Raw genomic sequence first — 17,526 nt, 5'->3', positions numbered from 1 at the left:
CCTCGACGGCGCCGCCCTGCCCGCCCGCGACGGCGAGACCGTGCCGGTCGCCGCGCGCGACGCCCTGCGGCCGCGGCCCCCTGTTCCACCTCGGCGCCCGCACCGTGGGCGTCCTCGGCGGCCCCCGCGCGCCCGTCCTGGCCTACCGTTCGCCCGACCACCGGACGTCCGACGGCACCGCCCCGGAACGCCTCGGCCCGCGGGGGCGCGACTTCTGGGACCGCCTCGGCTGCCTCACCGCGGACGGGAGTCGCCCGGTCGCCGAGGCGGTCGCGTGGGACTTCTGGTCCGGACCGCTGCCGTACGGCGGAGGCACCGCCGACTGGACGTGCACCCGCCTGACGTTCGCCGACGGGACCGGTTCGTCCGAGGCGATGCTCCGCACCGGCGGCGAACGGCTGCGGACGGGGCCCTGCGACGTCCGGCGCCCGGTGAGCGGCACGTGGTGGACCGCCCCGGACGGTCGCCGCCGCTACCTCGCCGCCGCCGCGCGCGACCTCGCTCCCCACGTGGACGGCGACCTGCGCGCCCGCACGCGGGAGGGACTCCTGATCGGCACGTCGCCCGACCCCGGGTCGCCCGTCGAGGTGACGGCCCGCGACCGCGACCGCTGACCCGAGTCAGCGCGCGCTTACGCCGATGGTGCACACTGGGGGGACCGAACGACGTTCAGCGAAGGGGTCGAGATGGGCAAGGGTCCGCTCTCCGGAGTGCGGGTGATCGAGCTGGCCGGTATCGGGCCGGGCCCGTTCGCCGCGATGCTGCTGGCCGACCTCGGCGCCGAGGTGATCCGCGTGGAACGCGCGTCCGCCGTCGGCAGCGGGATGGCCACCGACTTCACCAACCGCGGCAAGCGCTCCGTCGCGGTCGACCTCAAGTCCGAGCAGGGCCGCGAGGTCGTCCTGCGCCTGGTCGAGAAGGCCGACGTGCTGCTCGAAGGGTTCCGCCCCGGCGTCACCGAGCGCCTCGGCATCGGCCCCGACGCGTGCCTCGCCCGCAAGCCCGCCCTCGTCTACGGCCGGATGACCGGCTGGGGCCAGCAGGGCCCCCTCGCGCAGAGCGCCGGGCACGACATCGGCTACATCGCCGTCACCGGCGCCCTGCACGCCATCGGCCGCGCCGGCGGCCCCCCGCAGGTCCCGATGAACCTCCTCGGCGACTTCGCGGGCGGCAGCATGTACCTCGTCGTCGGCATCCTGTCCGCGCTCCTGGAGTCCCGGACGAGCGGGCGCGGCCAGGTCGTCGACGCCGCCATCGTCGACGGCACCGCGCACCTGTCGACGTTCATCCACGGCTTCCTCGCGGGCGGCATCTGGCAGGACCGCCGCGGCGTCAACATGCTCGACACCGGCGCGCCCTGGTACGACGTCTACGAGACCGCGGACGGCAAGCACATGGCGGTCGGTGCGATCGAGCCCCAGTTCTACGCCGAGTTCGTCCGCCTCCTCGGTCTCGGCGGCGAGGACCTTCCCGGCCAGCACGAGACCGCCCGCTGGCCCGACCTCCGCGACCGCTTCGCCACCGCCTTCAAGGCCCGCACCCGCGACGAGTGGGCCGAGGTCTTCCTGCCGTCCGACGCCTGCGTCGCGCCCGTCCTGTCCCTCGAAGAGGCGAAGGACCACCCGTACAACACGTCCCGCGACGTCTTCCCCGAACTCGGCGGCCACCGCCAGCCCGCCCCGGCGCCCCGCTTCTCCCGCACCCCCGCGGAGACCGACGGCGTCCCCGTCCTGCCGGGCGGCCAGACCCGCGACGTCCTCACCGGCCTCGGCTTCGACGACGTCGACGCGCTCATCGAGTCCGGCGCGGTCGCGCAGGCCTGACCAGCGGCCATGCCCGGCGGCCCCGAGCCGCCGGGCACCGCCCGCCTCAGCCGCCGGAGCGCTTCTCCTGGCGCTGCCGCGGCGCAGCGTGATCGACATGACGTCGCTCGGCTCGTCCAGTTCGAGCCGGTGCCAGCGGCCGCGCGGGACGATCACGGCGGTACCTGGGGCGAGGGACACGCCCTCCTCCTCGCCGCCCGGCTCCTCGGGGCGGAAGTACAGGCGCAGCCCGCCGGACAGGCAGCACACCGCCTCCTCGGCCGCCGGGTGCACCTCCCAGTGGTCGCTGTGGACGTCCGCGTCGGTCTCCACGCGAAACGCCGCGACCTGCCAGCCGCCCGAGTCGGTCGTCATCCGCCGCTCGGCCGCCTCGACCGTGCCGTCGGGGTAGAAGTTGATCGCGGACGCGAACATGTCGACGAAGTTCATGAGCGTGTTCCTTCCAGCCGGTCTTCCATGAGGACGGGGGTGGCGGGCGGCGGGGGAGTGCGGCGCGGGAGCGTCAGGGCGACGGCGGCGGCCACGAGGAACAGGCCCGCGGCCACGGCGAGGCTCAGCGCGTAGCCGCCGGTGACGGACGCCGCGACGCGGGGTCCGCGGTGTGCCGGGCGGCGACGGTGGCGAGGACGGCCAGGCCCACACAGCCGCCGAGCTGCCGGGAGCTGTTCAGCAGCCCGGACGCCGTGCCCGCCTCGTGCGGGGCGACGCCCGTCTCGCGGCGGCCGCGACCGGCGCCAGCACCAGCCCCAGCCCGACGCTGGTCAGCACGGACGGTCCGAGCACGTCGACGGCGACGCCGCCGTCCGGGCTGATCAGCGCGAACCAGCCGAGGCCCGCGGCCGCCAGCAGCGTGCCGGGCACCAGGGACGCGCGCGGCGAACGGGACGAGCTCACCCGGGTCGCCACGACCGTCCCGGCGACCACCCCGACGGTGAACGGCAGGAACGCCGCGCCCGTCGCGGCGGCGCCCATCCCGAGCACCTCCTGCATGTACAGCGACACGAAGTAGAACGCCGCGAACTGCCCGGCGGCGGCGAGGAACACCAGGACGTTCGCGCCCGCGACCCAGCGGCTCCGCAGCAGCCCGAGCCGGACGAGCGGCGCGGCCGTCCGGCCCTCGACGAGCACGAAGAGCGCGAGCAGGACGGCGGACGCGGCGAGCGTGCGGAGCGTCGCCGCCGAAGCCCAGCCGTGCGCGTCCGTCCGGACCACGCCGAACACCAGCAGGCCGATGCCGCCGGTGGCGAGGACGGCGCCCGGCACGTCCAGCCGCTCCCGCCGTCCGGGACGCGCGTCGGCGGGGACGCCCGCGGGCACGAGCGCCAGCGCCGCCGCGACGATCGGCAGGTTGATCAGCATCACCCAGCGCCAGCCCGCGTACTCGGTGAGGAGCCCGCCCGCGAGGACGCCCAGCGCGCCGCCCGCCGCGTTCATCGCGCTCCACACGCCGAGCGCCCGCACCCGTGCCCGTCCCTCGGTGAACGTCGTGGTGATCAGGGAGAGCGCCGCCGGGGCGGCCGCGGCGGCGGCCGCGCCCTGCCCGCGCGGCCGCGACGAGCTGCCGCCGCGCCTGCGCGAGGCCGCCGAGCAGGGAGCACAGCCCGAACGCGGCCAGCCCGAAGACGAACAGGCGGCGGCGTCCGGCCAGGTCGCAGAGCCGCCCGCCGAGCAGCAGGAATCCGCCGAAGGTGAGCGCGTAGACGTGCACGACCCAGGCGAGATCGACCGGCGCGAAGCCGAGGGATTCGCGCACGTCGGGCAGCGCGATGTTCATGAGGGCCATGTCGAGCGCGAAGAGGAACTGCGCGACCGTCGCCGCCGCCAGCACCACTCCGGGCCGCCCCCGCGAGTTTCTATACATGTAAGAAAAGTAGCCCGAAGATACGGCGGCCGTCCACCCCGGACGGCGGATGGGCGATGATGGGGGGATGTCGCAACCGCCCGCGCAGCGCAGGGGCAGGCCGCCGCGCATCTCGCGCGCGGAGATCATTGAGACCGCGCGCCGGATCGTCGACGACGAGGGCGTCGACCGGCTGACCATGCGGCGGCTCGCCAAGGAGATCGGCAGCACGCCGATGGCGCTGTACCACCACGTCCGCGACAAGGAACGGCTGCTCGTCCTGCTCCTGGACGACTACGCGGCGCGGAATCTGCACAGGCCCGACCTTCCGGACGATCCGCGCGAACGGGTGATCGTCGTGGCTGCGGCCATCCGCCGGACGCTCGCCGCCTGCCCGTGGATCGTCGAGGTGCTCACCGCCGACGACCTGATGGCCGAGGCCGCGCTCTGGTTCGTCGAGCAGATCATGGACGGCTTCGTCGCGTCCGGCCTCACCCCCGACGAGGCCGCGCACGCCTACCGGGCCGTCTGGTACTACACCGTCGGAGAGATGATCGTCCGCGCGGCGGGGGAGCGGCGGCGCGCGTCCGACGACCGCCCCACCTACCGGGAGCGGGTGTTCGCCGGCGTCGACGCCGCCGAACTGCCCCGGGTCGCGGGGGTCGCGTCGCGATGGCCGGAGCTGACCGCCGAGGACACCTACCTCGACGGCCTCCGAGCCCTGGTCGACGGCCTGACCGCCGGACGCGCGCGCCGAACCTAGGCGGCCTCCTCGAACAGCCGCTCCGCGTCGGCGATCGCCCGCGCCAGGACGTCCGGCTCCGGCCGCAGCCCGGCCGTGATCGCGTCCATGCCGCGCAGGCCCGCCCGCAGCAGCAGCCGCTTCTCGTTGGTGACCCATTCGCCCCGCGCCGCCAGCACGGCGTGCGCCGTCTGCATGGCCGCGGTGGCCAGCGCGCCCGCGACCTCGGTGGCCCGGCCGTCGCGGACGTAGGCGTCCCGCGCGTACCCGAGCGTGCGCGCCGCCTGGCCGCGCCACACCGGCGGCGCGGCCGCACGCAGCGCGTCCGGATACTCCGGGCGGGGCAGGTCGGCGCCGCGCAGCACCCGGTTGCCGGCGAGTTCGGCGACCACCAGATAGCCGGGGATGCCCGCGAGGTGGAACGCCAGCGGCTCCCAGCGGAAGCGCCCCTCCCGGGCCTCGGCCAGCTCGTGCTCGACGACGCCGAGATCCCGGTAGTGGACGTCGACGTGCCTGCCGTCGATCGTCAGCCAGGCGCCGCCGTTGAAGACGCCGCCCCAGGCACCGATCTCCGACACCTCTCCCGCCCAGCCGACCGCGCGCAGGTCGGCCGGGTCGAAGCGGTCGCGGTAGTAGACGGCCAGGTCCCAGTCGCTGTCCGGGGCGTGCGTGCCCTCCGCGCGCGAGCCGCCCAGGGCGACCGCGCGCACCCCCGGCAGGTCCGCGAGCCGGTCGGCGACGCGGTCGAGGAACGTTTCGTCGGTCATGGGGAATCCGATCGTGTGAAGTGAATGGACGCCGGGACGCAACGGACCCGCGCCGGACTCCAGCGGCGCCGTCGGATGCGTCAGGTCGTCACTTCACGTCACAGACCCTACCGCGCCGCCTACAGACCGAGCCGCTTCGAGACGATCTCGTTCATGATCTCGTTCGTGCCGCCGCCGATGCCGAGGATGCGCGCGTCCCGGTAGTGCCGCTCGACCTCCGACTCCCGCATGTAACCCATACCGCCGTGCAACTGCACCGCCTCGTGCACCACGTGCTCGCACGCGTAGACGGCCGTGTTCTTCGCGTAGGCCGTCTCGGTCAGGACGTCCTCGCCCGCCGCGTACCGTTCGGCGATCGAACGCGTGTAGGTACGCGCCACCTCGACCTGCCGCGCCATCTCGGCGATCTTGTGCCGGACGAGCTGCCGCGACGACAGCGGACGCCCGAACGTCTCGCGCTCGCGCACCCACCCGAGCGTCAGGTCGAGGCACCGCTGGGCCGTCGCGTACGCCTGCACGGCCAGCGACAGCCGCTCGGCCACGAAGTTCTGCACGATCTGCAGGAACCCGGTGTTCTCCGCGCCGACCAGGTTGCCCACCGGAACCCGCACGTCGTCGAACGACAGCTCGGCCGTGTCGGAGCACAGCCACCCCATCTTGCGCAGCGGCTTCGACACGCCGAACCCGGGCGTGCCCTTCTCCACGACGAGCAGCGAGATCCCCTCGAACCCGGGCCCGCCCGTCCGGACGGCCGTCGTGACGAAGTCGGCCCGCACGCCCGAGGTGATGAACAGCTTCGCGCCGTTCACCACGTACGAATCGCCGTCCCGGACCGCCGTCGTCCGGATCCCCGCCACGTCCGATCCGGTGCCGGGCTCGGTGATGCCGAGCGCGCCGATCTTCTCCCCGGCCAGCACCGGCCGCGCGAACCGTCCGATCAGCCCCTCGTCACCGGACGCGACGATGTGCGGCAGCGCGATCCCGTGCGTGAACAGGGACGCGACGACGCCGCTCGAACCGCCCGCCCGGATGATCTCCTCGGTCACCACGAGCGGATCGAGGACGTCCCCGCCCGACCCGCCCGCCGCCTCCGGGAACCCGGCCCCGAGCAGCCCCGCCGCCGCGGCCCGCACGTGCAGCTCGCGGGGCAGTTCCCCGGCGTCCTCCCACTCCGCCAGGTGCGGGACGATCTCCTTGCCGGTGAAATCGCGGACGAGTTCGCGCAGCGCCGCGCGCTCGGGGGTGTTCCAGATGCTCAACGCGCCTCCAGCCGTTAGAACGAGATTCGGAATCTAACAGCCGTCACGCGGGCGCGGGCGCCGGGGGACGCAGACCGGGCGCCAGGACGAGCGTGGTCACGATCGAGGCCGTCGCCAGGGCGGCGATCGCGGTCGCGGGAGAGGCGAACTCGGCGGCCGTCCCGGCGAGCGCGGCGCCGACTCCCTGCATGGTCATCATTCCGGAGGAGTGCAGGCCGAGCGCCTGCCCGTGGATCTCGCCCGGCGTGAGCGCCAGCAGCCGATCCTGGACCAGCAGCGTGGACCCGTACCCGATCGACGCGACCAGGACCGCGACGCCCGCGACCGTGACGGCCGGGTCCAGCGCGAACACAAGGTAGGGCACGGCGAGCAGCAACAACAGCGGCACGGCCAGGCGCGCACGCCACGCGCGGGGCACGAACCGTCCGATGAGGACGTCGCCGGTCAGCATCCCGACCGACGTGAGCGCCAGCAGCCACCCCGCGTGCTCGGGCGAGAAGGGGACGAGCACCGCCTCGCAGCCCACGATCAGCCCGTTCGGCAGCCACATCGCCAGGAACGCGTAACGCCGGGGCCGCGACGACCACAGGAGCGCGTTGCCCCGCCACGTCTCGGCGACCGACGGCCGCCCCGCCGCACGCGGCGGGCGCCGGGCGAGCCCTGCCCGCGCGACCAGCGCCGCCAGTACGTACAGGCCCGCCGCCACGAGCAGCGCGCCCCGCGCCGACAGCGCCGCCACCAGGACGCCCCCGAGCGCGAAACCGGCGATCTGCGTGATCCCGTTCGACGCGTTCAGCACCGAGCGTCCGATGAGGTACCCGTCCTGCGGCAGGATCTGGCTCAGCAGCCCGTACCGCACCCCGGCGAGCACCGCGCCGGCCAACCCGAGCCCGAGCACCACGGCGAACAGCGCCCACGTCGGCGTCCCGGGGACCGCGAGCACGCCGGTGCCGAGCCCGGACGCGGTCAGCAGCGCCGCCAGCGCGGCCCGCGGGGGCAGGCGGTCCGCCGCCGACAGCAGCGCCACCGCCCCCACCACGTGCGCGAACGCCGGGCCGAACATGCCGAGCGCCGCCAGCAGCGGCGACCCGGTGGTGTCGTAGACGAGCACGCTCAGCGCCAGCCCGCCGACCGCGAGCGCGGCGGACTGCGCCGACGACACCGCGAACAGGGGCGTGAACTCGGGTGATCGGAAGAGTTCCCTGTAGGTCCGCACGACCGGTGAGTCGATCAACCCACCGCCGCTTCCGCAACCGTTTTGCGGCGGTTCAGAGGTCGTCGAGGCCGGCGGCGATCGGGTCGAGGTAGGCCGGTCCCGGGACGCCCTTGCGGCGCAGGGCCAGCCCGGTGAGGCATTCGAAGATCGCCTTGCGGGCGTTCATCGCGGTGGTGTTGCCGGGATCGAGATGGGGCGCCACCTCGACTACCTCGATGCCCACGACGGGCGTCTCGTGGCAGATGCGGCGCAGCGCGGGGAGCAGCTCGCGCGGAGTCAGGCCGGGCGGTTCGGGCGTGCCCGTCCCGGGCGCGTACGCGGGGTCGAGCACGTCGATGTCGATCGAGAGGTAGAGGTGCTCGGGGCCGTCCAGAGCCTCGGCGATGGCCTTCTCCAGTACGGCGGGGAAACCGATCCGGTCGATCTCCGCCATGAAGTGGGACCGCATGCCGTGCGCGCGCATCCACGCCAGGAGCTCGTCGTCGGGCATCAGCACCGACCGCAGCCCCACCTGGACGAAGTTGCGGCCCGGGACGTGCTCGTCCTCGATGAGCCGCCGGATCGGGGTGGCGTGGGACGCGAGGTGGCCGTGGACCGTGTCGGCGCAGTCGGCGTGCGCGTCGAAGTGGACCACGCCCACGTTGCCGGGGCCGTGGACGTCGGCGATCGCCGCGGCGTCCGGCCACAGGATCGAGTGGTCGCCGCCCAGGACGACGGGGACGGCCCCCGCCTCCGCGATCTCCCGGACGACGCCGCGGACGGGCTCGATCGAGTTCTCCACGCTCAGCGGATCGACGGCCGCGTCGCCGTAGTCGACGACCGTGAGCTCCTCGAACGGGTTGATCCTGGTGTCGGACTCCATCAGGGCCGACGGGGTGTGCGCCATGATCCACTCGCTCGAGCGGATGGCCCGCGGCCCGAACGCCGCGCCCCGGTGCCCCGTCCCCATGTCGATCGGCGCCCCCACCACGGCGACGTCGGCGTCTCCGGCCCGCAGGTCCTCGGGGGTGAGGCACAGCGGGAGGCCCAGGAAGGTGGCGATCCCCGAATACGCGGGGACGTGCCGGTAGCGCTGCACGTTGATCGGGCCGGGCTCGCGCCGGGGAAACTCCGCCGGATCGACCCGATCCCCCCGCCCCACCGGTGGCCCGCCGCCCATGCCCGCCTCCCCGTCGCGTAGCCCGCAGGCCCGTGACATGCCCGAACAGCACGCCCGTAACCGGCGGGCCCGGACGGGGACGCCCCGCGGAACCGGGTTCCGCGGGGCGTCCGAGCGGGTCAGGCCGTGGCTTCGGCGACCGCGTCGGCCCAGAGGGACAGGCCCTCGTCGATCTGGTGCTCGTTCACCACCAAGGGCGGGATGAGGCGGACGACGTTGCCGAAGGCGCCGCAGGTCAGCAGGAGCAGGCCGCGGTCGGCGGCGGCGCGGTGGGCGCGCTGCGCGGTCGCCGCGTCGGGTTCGCCGTCGGCGGTGGTGAACTCGCCGGCCTGCATCAGGCCGAGGCCGCGGACGTCGCCGATGACCGGGTGGTCGGCGGCGACCTTGCGCAGGCCGTCGTTCAGCCGGGCGCCGAGCCGGGCCGCGTTGGCGACGAGGTCCTCGTCCCGGATGACCTCCAGGGTGGCGAGCGCGGCGGCGCACGAGACGGCGTTGCCGCCGTAGGTGCCGCCCTGCGAGCCCGGCCACGCCTTCTCCATGATCGCCGCGGGCGCGGCGATCGCCGACAGCGGGAAACCGCTGGCCAGGCCCTTCGCGGTGATGAGGACGTCGGGGCGCATGGCGCTGTGCTCGTGGCCCCAGAACTCGCCCGTCCGGCCGTAGCCGGTCTGGACCTCGTCCACGATCAGCAGGACGCCGTGCCGGTCGGCGCGTTCGCGGAGCCCTTCGAGGAACGCGGGCGGCGCCGGGATGTAGCCGCCCTCGCCGAGGACGGGCTCGACGACGAACGCGGCGGTGTCGGCGGCGGGGCTCGTGGTCGCGAGGACGTAGTCGAGTTCGCGCAGCGCGAACCGGACGGCCTCGTCCTCGTCCCACCCGTACCGGTACGCCTGCGGGAACGGGGCGACGACCGCCCCGGGCATCAGCGGGCCGATCCCGGCGCGGAACTTCGTGCCGGCGGTGGTGAGCGCGGCGGCGCCCATGGTGCGGCCGTGGAACGAGCCGTGGAAGACGACGATGTTCTGCCGTCCGGTGGCGTGCCGGGCGAGCCGGATCGACGCCTCGACGGCCTCGCTGCCGCTGTTGAGGAAGAACACCGAGTCGAGGGCGGGGGGCAGGACGTCCCCGAGGGCTTCGACCAGGCGGAGCAGGGGCCGGTGCATGACCGTCGTGTACTGCCCGTGGATCAGCGTGCCGACCTGCTTCTGGGCCGCCTCGACGACGCGCGGGTGGCAGTGGCCGGTGTTGGTGACGCCGATGCCCGCGGTGAAGTCGAGGTACCGGCGTCCGTCGCCGTCGTAGAGGTACACGCCCTCGCCGCGCTCGGCCAGGACGGGAGTCGCCTGCTTCAGCAGAGGTGACAGCGTCGCCATCGGAGCCCCTCTCTCGATGTAGATTGTCGACAATCGACAGCCTAGGCCACCGCACCCCTCCGGGCGGAGGGGGAGGGGCCAAGAATGTGGCCGTCCGGTCAGTCTTTACGCAGTCTTTCGATGGAGTCGGTCATGTGCTCCTCGATGAGGCGCAGCAGCCGCTCCTCCTCGCCGTCGCCGATGGCGTCGACGATGCGCCGGTGCTCCTCGACGAGGTCGTCCGGCTCGGGGTAGGTGTCCTGCAGCGCGTTGAGGCACATCCGCGTCTCGACGAGCAGCGTGTGCGCCATCCGTTCGAGGCGCTGGCTGCCGGACGCGCTGACCAGGACCTCGTGGAACGCCTGGTCGGCGTCGCTCATCTTGACGCGGTCGCGCTCGCGGGCGGCCTCGACCAGTCCTTCGAGGGCGTCGGTGAGCCGGGCGACCGCCTCGCCCCGGTTCCGCTCCATGATCAGCTTCCCGGCGGCCCGCTCGATCGCGAGCCGCGCCAGGTAGACGTCCTCGACGTCGCCCTCGTCCAGCGTGATCACGAACAGGCCCCGGTGCGGCTCGCTGACCAGCAGCCCTTCCTGGACGAGCCGCTGCATCGCCTCGCGCAGCGGCCCGCGGCTGATGCCCAGCCGGGCGGCCAGCTCGGCCTCGCCCAGCTGGTCACCCGGTTCCAGCGAGCCGTACATGATCGCGGCCCGGAGTTCGTCGGAGACGAGTTCGACGGTGGACTTGCGGGGGACGGGTTCGAGTTCGCCCAGTCGGCTCATGGGAGGTCACCTTTCGTCAGAGCCTCCAGGCCGGGCGTCCGGGCGCCGCTTGCGGGACGGGTTCGGCGAACAGCCGGCCGAAGCCGGTGCGCGGCCGGAACCCGCCGGAGGGTGACTCACCGGAACTGCTCGCGAGCCGCAGGCCCTCCCAGACGCTGACCTGGTTGGCCGTCAGGACCGGCTTGCCGACGCGTGCCTCCAGCTCGTCGAGCCAGGACACGGTGTGCAGCGCGGTGTCGGGCACCAGCACCGCCTCGGCGTCCGGATGATCGTTGGCCGCGGCGAAGGCGAGGACCTCCTCGCGGCCGAGGGTGCCGACCTCCGCGGCGGTGACGATGCCCTTGCAGGACAGCGACACCACCTCGATGCCGGCGTGCCCGAGGAACTCGCCGAACTTCTCGGCGACGTCCTCGGGGTAGGTCGCGGCGACCGCGACCCGGGTGACGCCCAGCGCCTGTACGGCGTTCACGAACGCGAACGACGTGCTGGACGCCGGGGCGCGGGCGGCTTCGGCGACGCCCGCGACCTGCTGTTCGGCGCCGTCCCACCCGAAGACGAAGCTGCCGCTGGTGCAGGCCCACACGGCGGCCCCCACCCCCATCTCGCGCAGCTTGCTCGCGCCGGTGGCCAGGACGTCCGGGCCGCCGACGTCGAGGAGCGCGTCCACGCGGTGCGCGTCCTCGCGCATCAGGGTGTGCACGACGGGCAGGCGCACATCGCCGAGGGCGGCCTCGATGGCCGGGTAGTCGTCCTCGGCGCTGTAGCCGGGGTAGAGGAAACCGGCGCTCAGTCCGTTCTGCGACATTTGTTGACAATCCTACTCTCGGGGATCATCCCGGACGGGGTCAGGCTGCGGTGGGACTGTTGAACTGGACGAGCGACTGCCCCGCGCCGTTCGCCGAACGGCCCATCGCGCGCAGCGCGGAACACATCGTGACCTGGTTCGAGGTGAGCACCGGCTTGCCGATCAGCTGCTCCAGCGGCGCGATGATGTCGTAGGTCGGCACGTTGGTGCAGCTGATGAACACGGCCTCGGCGTCCGGCCGGTCGACCGCGGACACGGCGCTGACGACCTCGCCGTACCCGACCTTCCAGATGTGGCTGAGCAGCCCCATCCCGACCGACGACACCACCTCGATGCCGTGCTCGCCGAGGAACGAGACGAGCCGGTCGGTGACCGAGTCGATGTAGGGCGTGACGACCGCGATGCGGCCGACGTTCAGCAGCCGCAGCGACTCCACCAGCGCCCCGGACGTCGTCGCGACCGCCGGTGCGCCCGCCGCCAGCATCGTCTTGTGCAGTGTCTCCTCTCCGGCCCGTCCCCGGATGAAGCTCCCGGACGCGCAGGCGAACGCGACCGCGAGCGGTTCGGGCGCGAGCACGTCCCGGGTGGCCTGCCGGACGATCGAGTGGTCCGACAGCGCCGACGCCATCTCCACCGTGACGGGGACCGGCACGTAGGGCAGCCGGGTCATGAACAGGGACACGTCGTCGGGCGTCCAGCGCCACAGTTCGCGGTCGAGCGCGAAGTCGAAGGGCGCGACCACGCCGATCCCCTGCTGGGCCAGCAGTTCGGGACCGACGACCAGCGTGGGATCGAATGTCATTTGCGCGGCCACCGCTCTAACCTTCGTGCCGGCGGTAGACGAGCCGCTCGCCGACGCCGCCGGAGCGCCAGACGTCGTTGCACGCCTCGGCCATCCGGTCGAGCCCGTCGACGATCGTCGCGTAGACGTTCCCCGGCACCCAGCCGACGTCCCCGTTCAGCAGCAGGTTGTTGCGGCCGTAGAAGATCGCCAGGTCGATGACGCCGGGAAGCTCGTGGATGTTCTTCTCCTCCTTGAACTTCCGGTCGAGCATCCCGCCGGGAAACGAGAACAGGACGACGTCGCCCGGGATGGGCGTCACCGTCGGGTTCTCCTGGCCGATCTCCTCGGGCGAGAAGTACTCGACCATCGTGTAGACCTCGTTGCGCGCGTACTTGGCGTGGTACGCGTCGCCGCCTTGCGGCAGGGCGCGCCAAACCGCTTCGCAGGTGCGCGGCGCGTCCTTCTCCAGGAGCTCGGCGACGCACGAGACGCCGCGCCGCTCGAGGGAGATGGTCATCAGCTTGGGCATGCCGGGCCTCCCCGTGGAACAGGGGTGGGCGAGAGCGTCGCCACCCGAAAGGACTCTTGCTGTTGCGTTAGAGCGCTCTGGGATCCGTCCTGGCCATGCTTGGGCAGCGGTTGCGACGGTCTTGCAGCACGATCGGCGCGGTCGGTACGGGCCGCGTGTCGGCCGCGCTGATTGTTGACAATCCTACGAACCCTTCCTAGCGTGTCAATGCCTCCCCGAGTTCCCATCACGTAAACTCCCGGATCCTCGAAAGCAGGGCCGATGCAGCAGCCTTCTCCGGCAGCCGGCGCACCGCCCGTGGTGGCGGTGCTGACGGGCGACGTCGAACCGTCCGGGATGGCGCCCGTGGAGCGCCGGGCCGACGTCCGTTACGTGCGCGCGTCCGGTCTGGCCGACGCGCTCGCGGAGGCCGACGCGCTCTTCGTGTGGGATTTCCTGTCCGACGCCCTCGCCGCCGCGTGGCCCGCCGGGGACGGCGCCCCGACGCCGCGCTGGGTGCACATCGCGAGCGCGGGCGTCGACAAGCTGATGTTCCCCGGCCTGACGCGAAGTGACACGATCCTCACCAACTCGCGAGGCGTGTTCGACGAGCCGATCGCCGAGTACGTCCTCGGGCTGGTGCTGTCGTTCGCGAAGGACCTGCACGGCACCGTCCGGCTGCAGGGCGAGCGGCGCTGGCGGCACCGGGAGACCGAGCGGATCACCGGCAAGCGCGCGCTCGTCGTCGGCACCGGCCCGATCGGGCGGGCGATCGCCCGCAGGCTCGCCGCCGCCGGGCTGCGGGTGAGCGGCGCGGGCCGCACCGCCCGCACCGGCGACCCCGACTTCGGCGCCGTGCACGGCACCGACGGCCTCGCCGCCGCTTTCGCCGAGACCGACTACGTCGTGCTCGCCGCGCCCCTCACCGAGCGGACCCGCGGCATGATCGACGCCGCGGCGCTGGCGCGGATGCGGCCGTCGGCGCGGCTGATCAACGTGGGCCGCGGCGCCCTGGTCGTCCAGGACGACCTGGTCGCGGCGCTGCGCGACGGGCGGATCGCGGGCGCGGCCCTCGACGTGTTCGAGGAGGAGCCCCTCCCGGAGAAGTCCCCGCTGTGGGAGCTGCCGAACGTGATCGTGTCGCCGCACATGTCGGGCGACACCGTCGGCTGGCGGGACGAGCTGGTCGAGCTGTTCGTCGACAACTTCGACCGGTTCGCGACCGGCAGGCCGCTGCGCAACGTCGTCGACAAGCGGCTCGGCTACGTCGGGTCGGGCGCCCCGGCCGCGACGGAATCGAGCACCAACGGGACGTCCGCCGCGCGCGGCGCCGCCCCGCGCACCGACGCCCCGCACACCGAGCAAGGGGGATAGTCCGATGACGGACCCGGCCGACCTGAGCGCCGCCGAGCTGATCGACGAGTACCGCGCGGGGACGCTGTCCCCGGTGGAGGCGGCGCGGGCCGTCCTCGCGCGGATCGAGCGGGACGATCCGAAGGTCAACGCGTTCTGCCTGGTGGACGCCGATACGACCCTGGAGATGGCGCGCGCGTCCGCCGACCGGTGGCGGCGGGGGGCGACGCTCGGCGCGCTGGACGGCGTGCCCGTCTCGATCAAGGACGTGCTGCTCACCCGCGGCTGGCCCACGCTGCGCGGTTCCACCACGATCGACCCGTCCGGCCCGTGGACCGAGGACGCCCCGTCGGTGGCGCGGCTGCGCGAGCAGGGCGCGGTGTTCGCGGGGAAGACGACCACGCCGGAGTTCGCGTGGAAGGGCGTCACCGACTCGCCGCTGACCGGTGTGACCCGCAACCCCGCCGACCCGTCCCGGACGGCCGGCGGTTCGTCCGGCGGCGCGGCGGCGGCCGTCGCGTCGGGCATGGCGCCGCTCGCGCTCGGCACCGACGGCGGCGGCTCGGTCCGCATCCCGGCGAGCTTCACCGGCACGTTCACGATCAAGCCGACGTACGGGCGGATCCCGCACTATCCGGCGAGCCCGTTCGGCACCCTCGCCCACGTCGGCCCGATCACCCGGACGGTCGAGGACGCCGAGCTGCTGCTGGACGCGGTGTGCGGGCCGGACGCCCGGGACTGGTCGGCGCTCGCGCCGCCGTCCGACCCGTTCCTGCTCTCCCCCGGGGAGCGGGCGGCGGATCTGACCGGCCTGCGCGTCGCGTTCAGCCCGGCGCTCGGGTTCGCGACGGTCGACCCGGAGGTCGCGGCGCTCGTCGCGGCGGCCGCCGAGACGTTCGCCGAGCTGGGCGCGAAGGTCGAGGAGGCCGACCCCGGGTTCGGCGACCCCGTCGAGGAGTTCGAGGTCCTGTGGTTCGCCGGGGCCGCCAAGGTCGTCGAGCATCTGACGGCCGAGCAGTTCGCCGCGCTCGACCCGAACCTGCGGGAGGGCTGCGAGCGGGGCGCCCGGTACTCCGCCCTCGACTACCTCACCGCGACCGCCCGCCGGATGGAGCTCGGCCGGCTCATGGGCCTGTTCCACGAGCGCTACGACCTGCTGCTGACCCCGACGATGCCGATCCCGGCGTTCGGCGCGGGCGTGGACGCCCCGGCCGGGTCGCCGTCCTCGCACTGGACGGGCTGGACCCCGTTCACCTACCCGTTCAACATGACGCAGCAGCCCGCCGCGAGCGTGCCGTGCGGGACGACCGCGGCGGGGCTGCCGGTCGGGCTGCAGGTCGTCGGCGCCCGCCACGCCGACGCCCTGGTGATGCGCGCCTGCTCCGCGTTCGAGGTCGCCCGGCCCTGGTCGTGAGGTTCAGGACCGGCCGAACGTGATCACCGCGCGGCCCCGGTGGGTGCCCGCGTCCATCGCGGCGAGCACGCCCGGCGCGTCGTCCAGCGTGACCGGCGTGACGTCCGGGACGATCCCGTGCGCGGCGGCGAACGCGAGGGTGTCGCGCAGGTCGTGCGGCGACCCGGACGGGCTGCCCATCACGCGCTGCCGGTGCAGGACGAGCGCGACGGGCGGCACCGACACCTCCGCGCCGTCGAAGCCGACGAACAGCAGAGTCCCGTCCGGGCGCAGGCCGCCGAACGCGGCCTGCGCCGTGCCGGTGTGCGGCGCCGTGTTCATGATCAGGTCGGCGCCGCCCCATGCCCGCAGCGCCTCGGCCGGGTCCTGCTCGTCGAACGCGACGTACAGTTCGGCGCCGAGGTCGCGGGCCTGCGCCTCGGCGCGCCGCGACCGGGACACGACGGCGACGCGGGCGCCGATCGCCGCCGCGAACCGGACGGCGAGCGTCCCGACGCCGCCGGTGCCGAGCACGGCGACCTTCGACCCGGCGGCGGCGCCGCCCTGCCGGAGCCCGTTGAACGCGGTGACCCCGGCGCACATCAGCGGCGCGGCCGCGACCGGGTCGAGGCGGCGGCAGCGGGGTGACGAACCCGGCCCGGCCGAGGAAGTACTCGGCGTACCCGCCGTCGCGGTTGACGCCGGTGACCTGCTTCGGCCCGCCCGTGCACAGGATCTGGTCGCCGCGGACGCAGTTGTCGCAGCGTCCGCACGAGCCGTGGATCCAGGCGGCGCCGACGGGGGTGCCGGGTTCGGGCCAGGAGACGCCCTCGCCGAGCGCCTCGACGACGCCGGTGATCTCGTGGCCGGGGACCGCCGGGAACGCCCCGAACGGGTAGTGGTCGTGGAGCTGGTTGACCTCGGAGAAGCACATCCCGCAGGCGGTGACCCGGACGAGGATCTCGCCGGGGCCGGGCGCGGGGACGTCGCGTTCGACGATCTCCAGCGGCTTGCCGGGTGCGGTGAGAACGGCGCTGCGCATGGCTGCGCTCCCTTCGTCGTTGCGATGGCGGCCGCGCCGACCGCCGATAACGACGATATAGCAAGCTCTATAGTGTCGCTATAGCACTCCATTGGTCCCTGTGCTCGTTTTCCCAGGTCAGGAGGCCATATCGATGTTCGGAAATTTTCTGTAACATCGTTGTTGTGACTGCGCAGAAGGACGTCGAGGCCCGGGAACGCATCCTGCGGGCCGCCGCGAAGCTGCTCGCCGAGTCGGGCGGCGAGCCCGTCTCGACGCGGGCGATCTGCGGCGCCGCCGGGGTCGGCGCCCCGACCCTCTACCACCACTTCGGCGACAAGCAGGGCCTGTTCGACGCCGTCGCCGCCTACGGCTTCGAGCGGTACCTGTCCGGCAAGCGCGCGCAGCCCCGCACCGGCGACCCCGTCGAGGACCTGCGCCGGGGCTGGGAGCTGCACCTGGAGTTCGGGCGCGCGAACCCGGAGCTCTACACGCTCATGTACGGGACGGCGCGGCGCCCGCCCGCCGCCGCCGAGGCGCACGAGATCCTGCTCGGCCTCGTCGGGGCCGTCGCCCGCGCGGGGCGGCTCCGCCTGCCGGTCGAGGCCGCCGCGAACATGGTGCACGCCGCGGGCACCGGGGTCGTGCTGGCGCTCGTCGCGGGAGGGCGACCCCGAACTCCCGGCCCGCATGTGCGACGTCCTCTTCGGGGCGCTGATCGTCCC

General features: G+C 73.7%; 16 protein-coding genes and 3 pseudogenes. 6 read left to right on the top strand and 13 right to left on the bottom strand.

All coding sequences use genetic code 11. The features are described from left to right. Positions 1-614: pseudogene (locus BJF79_RS55350) on the top strand (hypothetical protein); the annotation flags it as partial. A gap of 72 nt (positions 615-686) precedes the next feature. Next, complete coding sequence (locus BJF79_RS12015) at positions 687-1,823, top strand: CaiB/BaiF CoA transferase family protein (protein ID WP_075897104.1); 1,137 nt, start codon at positions 687-689, stop codon at positions 1,821-1,823. Between the two features lie 666 nt (positions 1,824-2,489). Here BJF79_RS12015 and BJF79_RS59520 read toward each other — a convergent pair. Together BJF79_RS59520 and BJF79_RS59515 are read right to left on the bottom strand one after the other, a co-directional pair. Further along, positions 2,490-3,317, bottom strand: coding sequence for an MFS transporter (locus BJF79_RS59520; RefSeq protein WP_262401894.1), 828 nt, complete (start codon positions 3,315-3,317; stop codon positions 2,490-2,492). Positions 3,318-3,423: 106 nt separating this feature from the next. After that, positions 3,424-3,597: pseudogene (locus BJF79_RS59515) on the bottom strand (MFS transporter); the annotation flags it as partial. A gap of 154 nt (positions 3,598-3,751) precedes the next feature. On the opposite strand from BJF79_RS59515, the gene BJF79_RS12000 reads away from it, so the two are divergent. Continuing rightward, entirely contained in the window at positions 3,752-4,426 is a 675-nt protein-coding gene (locus BJF79_RS12000) for a TetR/AcrR family transcriptional regulator (RefSeq protein WP_075897102.1), read from the top strand. On the opposite strand, the gene BJF79_RS11995 is transcribed toward BJF79_RS12000, so the two are convergent. The 9 genes from BJF79_RS11995 to BJF79_RS11955 all read right to left on the bottom strand — a co-directional run bounded on the left by BJF79_RS11995 (position 4,423) and on the right by BJF79_RS11955 (position 13,043). Further along, complete coding sequence (locus tag BJF79_RS11995) at positions 4,423-5,172, bottom strand: nucleotidyltransferase domain-containing protein (RefSeq protein WP_075897100.1); 750 nt, start codon at positions 5,170-5,172, stop codon at positions 4,423-4,425. The two genes, BJF79_RS12000 and BJF79_RS11995, sit on opposite strands and share 4 nt — an antisense overlap. 119 nt (positions 5,173-5,291) lie before the next feature. Beyond that, positions 5,292-6,431 (bottom strand): acyl-CoA dehydrogenase family protein, encoded by a 1,140-nt coding sequence (locus tag BJF79_RS11990; protein WP_075897098.1) that lies wholly within the window; start codon positions 6,429-6,431, stop codon positions 5,292-5,294. A 43-nt stretch (positions 6,432-6,474) separates the two neighbouring features. Next, positions 6,475-7,665 carry an MFS transporter gene (locus tag BJF79_RS11985; RefSeq protein ID WP_262401892.1) on the bottom strand — a complete coding sequence of 397 codons (1,191 nt, stop codon included), beginning with the start codon at positions 7,663-7,665 and terminating at the stop codon, positions 6,475-6,477. A 34-nt stretch (positions 7,666-7,699) separates the two neighbouring features. Beyond that, a complete protein-coding gene (locus BJF79_RS11980) occupies positions 7,700-8,806 on the bottom strand; it encodes an agmatinase family protein (RefSeq protein WP_075897094.1) in 1,107 nt (368 codons plus the stop codon). Positions 8,807-8,925: 119 nt separating this feature from the next. After that, a complete protein-coding gene (locus BJF79_RS11975; RefSeq protein ID WP_075897092.1) occupies positions 8,926-10,179 on the bottom strand; it encodes an aspartate aminotransferase family protein in 1,254 nt (417 codons plus the stop codon). Positions 10,180-10,277: 98 nt separating this feature from the next. After that, on the bottom strand, positions 10,278-10,937 hold the full coding sequence (locus tag BJF79_RS11970; RefSeq protein ID WP_075897090.1) for a GntR family transcriptional regulator: 660 nt from the start codon (positions 10,935-10,937) through the stop codon (positions 10,278-10,280). 16 nt (positions 10,938-10,953) lie between these two features. Then, positions 10,954-11,742 (bottom strand): aspartate/glutamate racemase family protein, encoded by a 789-nt coding sequence (locus BJF79_RS11965; protein ID WP_075897088.1) that lies wholly within the window; start codon positions 11,740-11,742, stop codon positions 10,954-10,956. Between the two features lie 40 nt (positions 11,743-11,782). After that, positions 11,783-12,544 carry an Asp/Glu racemase gene (locus BJF79_RS11960; protein WP_075897086.1) on the bottom strand — a complete coding sequence of 254 codons (762 nt, stop codon included), beginning with the start codon at positions 12,542-12,544 and terminating at the stop codon, positions 11,783-11,785. Between the two features lie 16 nt (positions 12,545-12,560). Further along, positions 12,561-13,043, bottom strand: a complete 483-nt coding sequence (locus BJF79_RS11955) for a DUF3830 family protein (RefSeq protein WP_262401893.1) — start codon at positions 13,041-13,043, stop codon at positions 12,561-12,563. A gap of 273 nt (positions 13,044-13,316) precedes the next feature. On the opposite strand from BJF79_RS11955, the gene BJF79_RS11950 reads away from it, so the two are divergent. Together BJF79_RS11950 and BJF79_RS11945 are read left to right on the top strand one after the other, a co-directional pair. Then, on the top strand, positions 13,317-14,408 hold the full coding sequence (locus BJF79_RS11950) for a D-2-hydroxyacid dehydrogenase (RefSeq protein ID WP_083733363.1): 1,092 nt from the start codon (positions 13,317-13,319) through the stop codon (positions 14,406-14,408). 4 nt (positions 14,409-14,412) lie between these two features. After that, a complete protein-coding gene (locus tag BJF79_RS11945) occupies positions 14,413-15,801 on the top strand; it encodes an amidase (RefSeq protein WP_075897082.1) in 1,389 nt (462 codons plus the stop codon). Positions 15,802-15,804: 3 nt separating this feature from the next. Here the strand turns inward: BJF79_RS11945 and BJF79_RS59510 are convergent, their stop codons facing one another. Then, entirely contained in the window at positions 15,805-16,383 is a 579-nt protein-coding gene (locus BJF79_RS59510; RefSeq protein WP_262401891.1) for an alcohol dehydrogenase catalytic domain-containing protein, read from the bottom strand. 91 nt (positions 16,384-16,474) lie between these two features. Then, positions 16,475-16,714 (bottom strand): annotated as a pseudogene (locus BJF79_RS66750) (alcohol dehydrogenase catalytic domain-containing protein); the annotation flags it as partial. Positions 16,715-16,986: 272 nt separating this feature from the next. Between BJF79_RS66750 and BJF79_RS11935 the strand changes: the two are divergent. After that, positions 16,987-17,526 (top strand): TetR/AcrR family transcriptional regulator (locus tag BJF79_RS11935; RefSeq protein WP_075897080.1); only part of this gene is annotated, 540 nt, incomplete at its 3' end.

The sequence above is a fragment of the Actinomadura sp. CNU-125 genome, from assembly GCF_001942465.1.
Taxonomy (GTDB): Bacteria; Actinomycetota; Actinomycetes; order Streptosporangiales; family Streptosporangiaceae; genus Spirillospora.
Note: the sequence above shows the minus strand (reverse complement) of the source record. Positions and strands in the feature narration are given on the sequence as shown.

Coding starts and splice junctions, on each gene's coding strand:
- BJF79_RS12015 (WP_075897104.1), top strand. CDS start 687: ATGGGCAAGGGTCCGCTCTCCGGAGTGCGGGTGATCGAGCTGGCCGGT.
- BJF79_RS12000 (WP_075897102.1), top strand. CDS start 3,752: ATGTCGCAACCGCCCGCGCAGCGCAGGGGCAGGCCGCCGCGCATCTCG.
- BJF79_RS11995 (WP_075897100.1), bottom strand. CDS start 5,172: ATGACCGACGAAACGTTCCTCGACCGCGTCGCCGACCGGCTCGCGGAC.
- BJF79_RS11980 (WP_075897094.1), bottom strand. CDS start 8,806: ATGGGCGGCGGGCCACCGGTGGGGCGGGGGGATCGGGTCGATCCGGCG.
- BJF79_RS11975 (WP_075897092.1), bottom strand. CDS start 10,179: ATGGCGACGCTGTCACCTCTGCTGAAGCAGGCGACTCCCGTCCTGGCC.
- BJF79_RS11970 (WP_075897090.1), bottom strand. CDS start 10,937: ATGAGCCGACTGGGCGAACTCGAACCCGTCCCCCGCAAGTCCACCGTC.
- BJF79_RS11965 (WP_075897088.1), bottom strand. CDS start 11,742: ATGTCGCAGAACGGACTGAGCGCCGGTTTCCTCTACCCCGGCTACAGC.
- BJF79_RS11960 (WP_075897086.1), bottom strand. CDS start 12,544: ATGACATTCGATCCCACGCTGGTCGTCGGTCCCGAACTGCTGGCCCAG.
- BJF79_RS11955 (WP_262401893.1), bottom strand. CDS start 13,043: ATGACCATCTCCCTCGAGCGGCGCGGCGTCTCGTGCGTCGCCGAGCTC.
- BJF79_RS11950 (WP_083733363.1), top strand. CDS start 13,317: ATGCAGCAGCCTTCTCCGGCAGCCGGCGCACCGCCCGTGGTGGCGGTG.
- BJF79_RS11945 (WP_075897082.1), top strand. CDS start 14,413: ATGACGGACCCGGCCGACCTGAGCGCCGCCGAGCTGATCGACGAGTAC.
- BJF79_RS59510 (WP_262401891.1), bottom strand. CDS start 16,383: ATGTGCGCCGGGGTCACCGCGTTCAACGGGCTCCGGCAGGGCGGCGCC.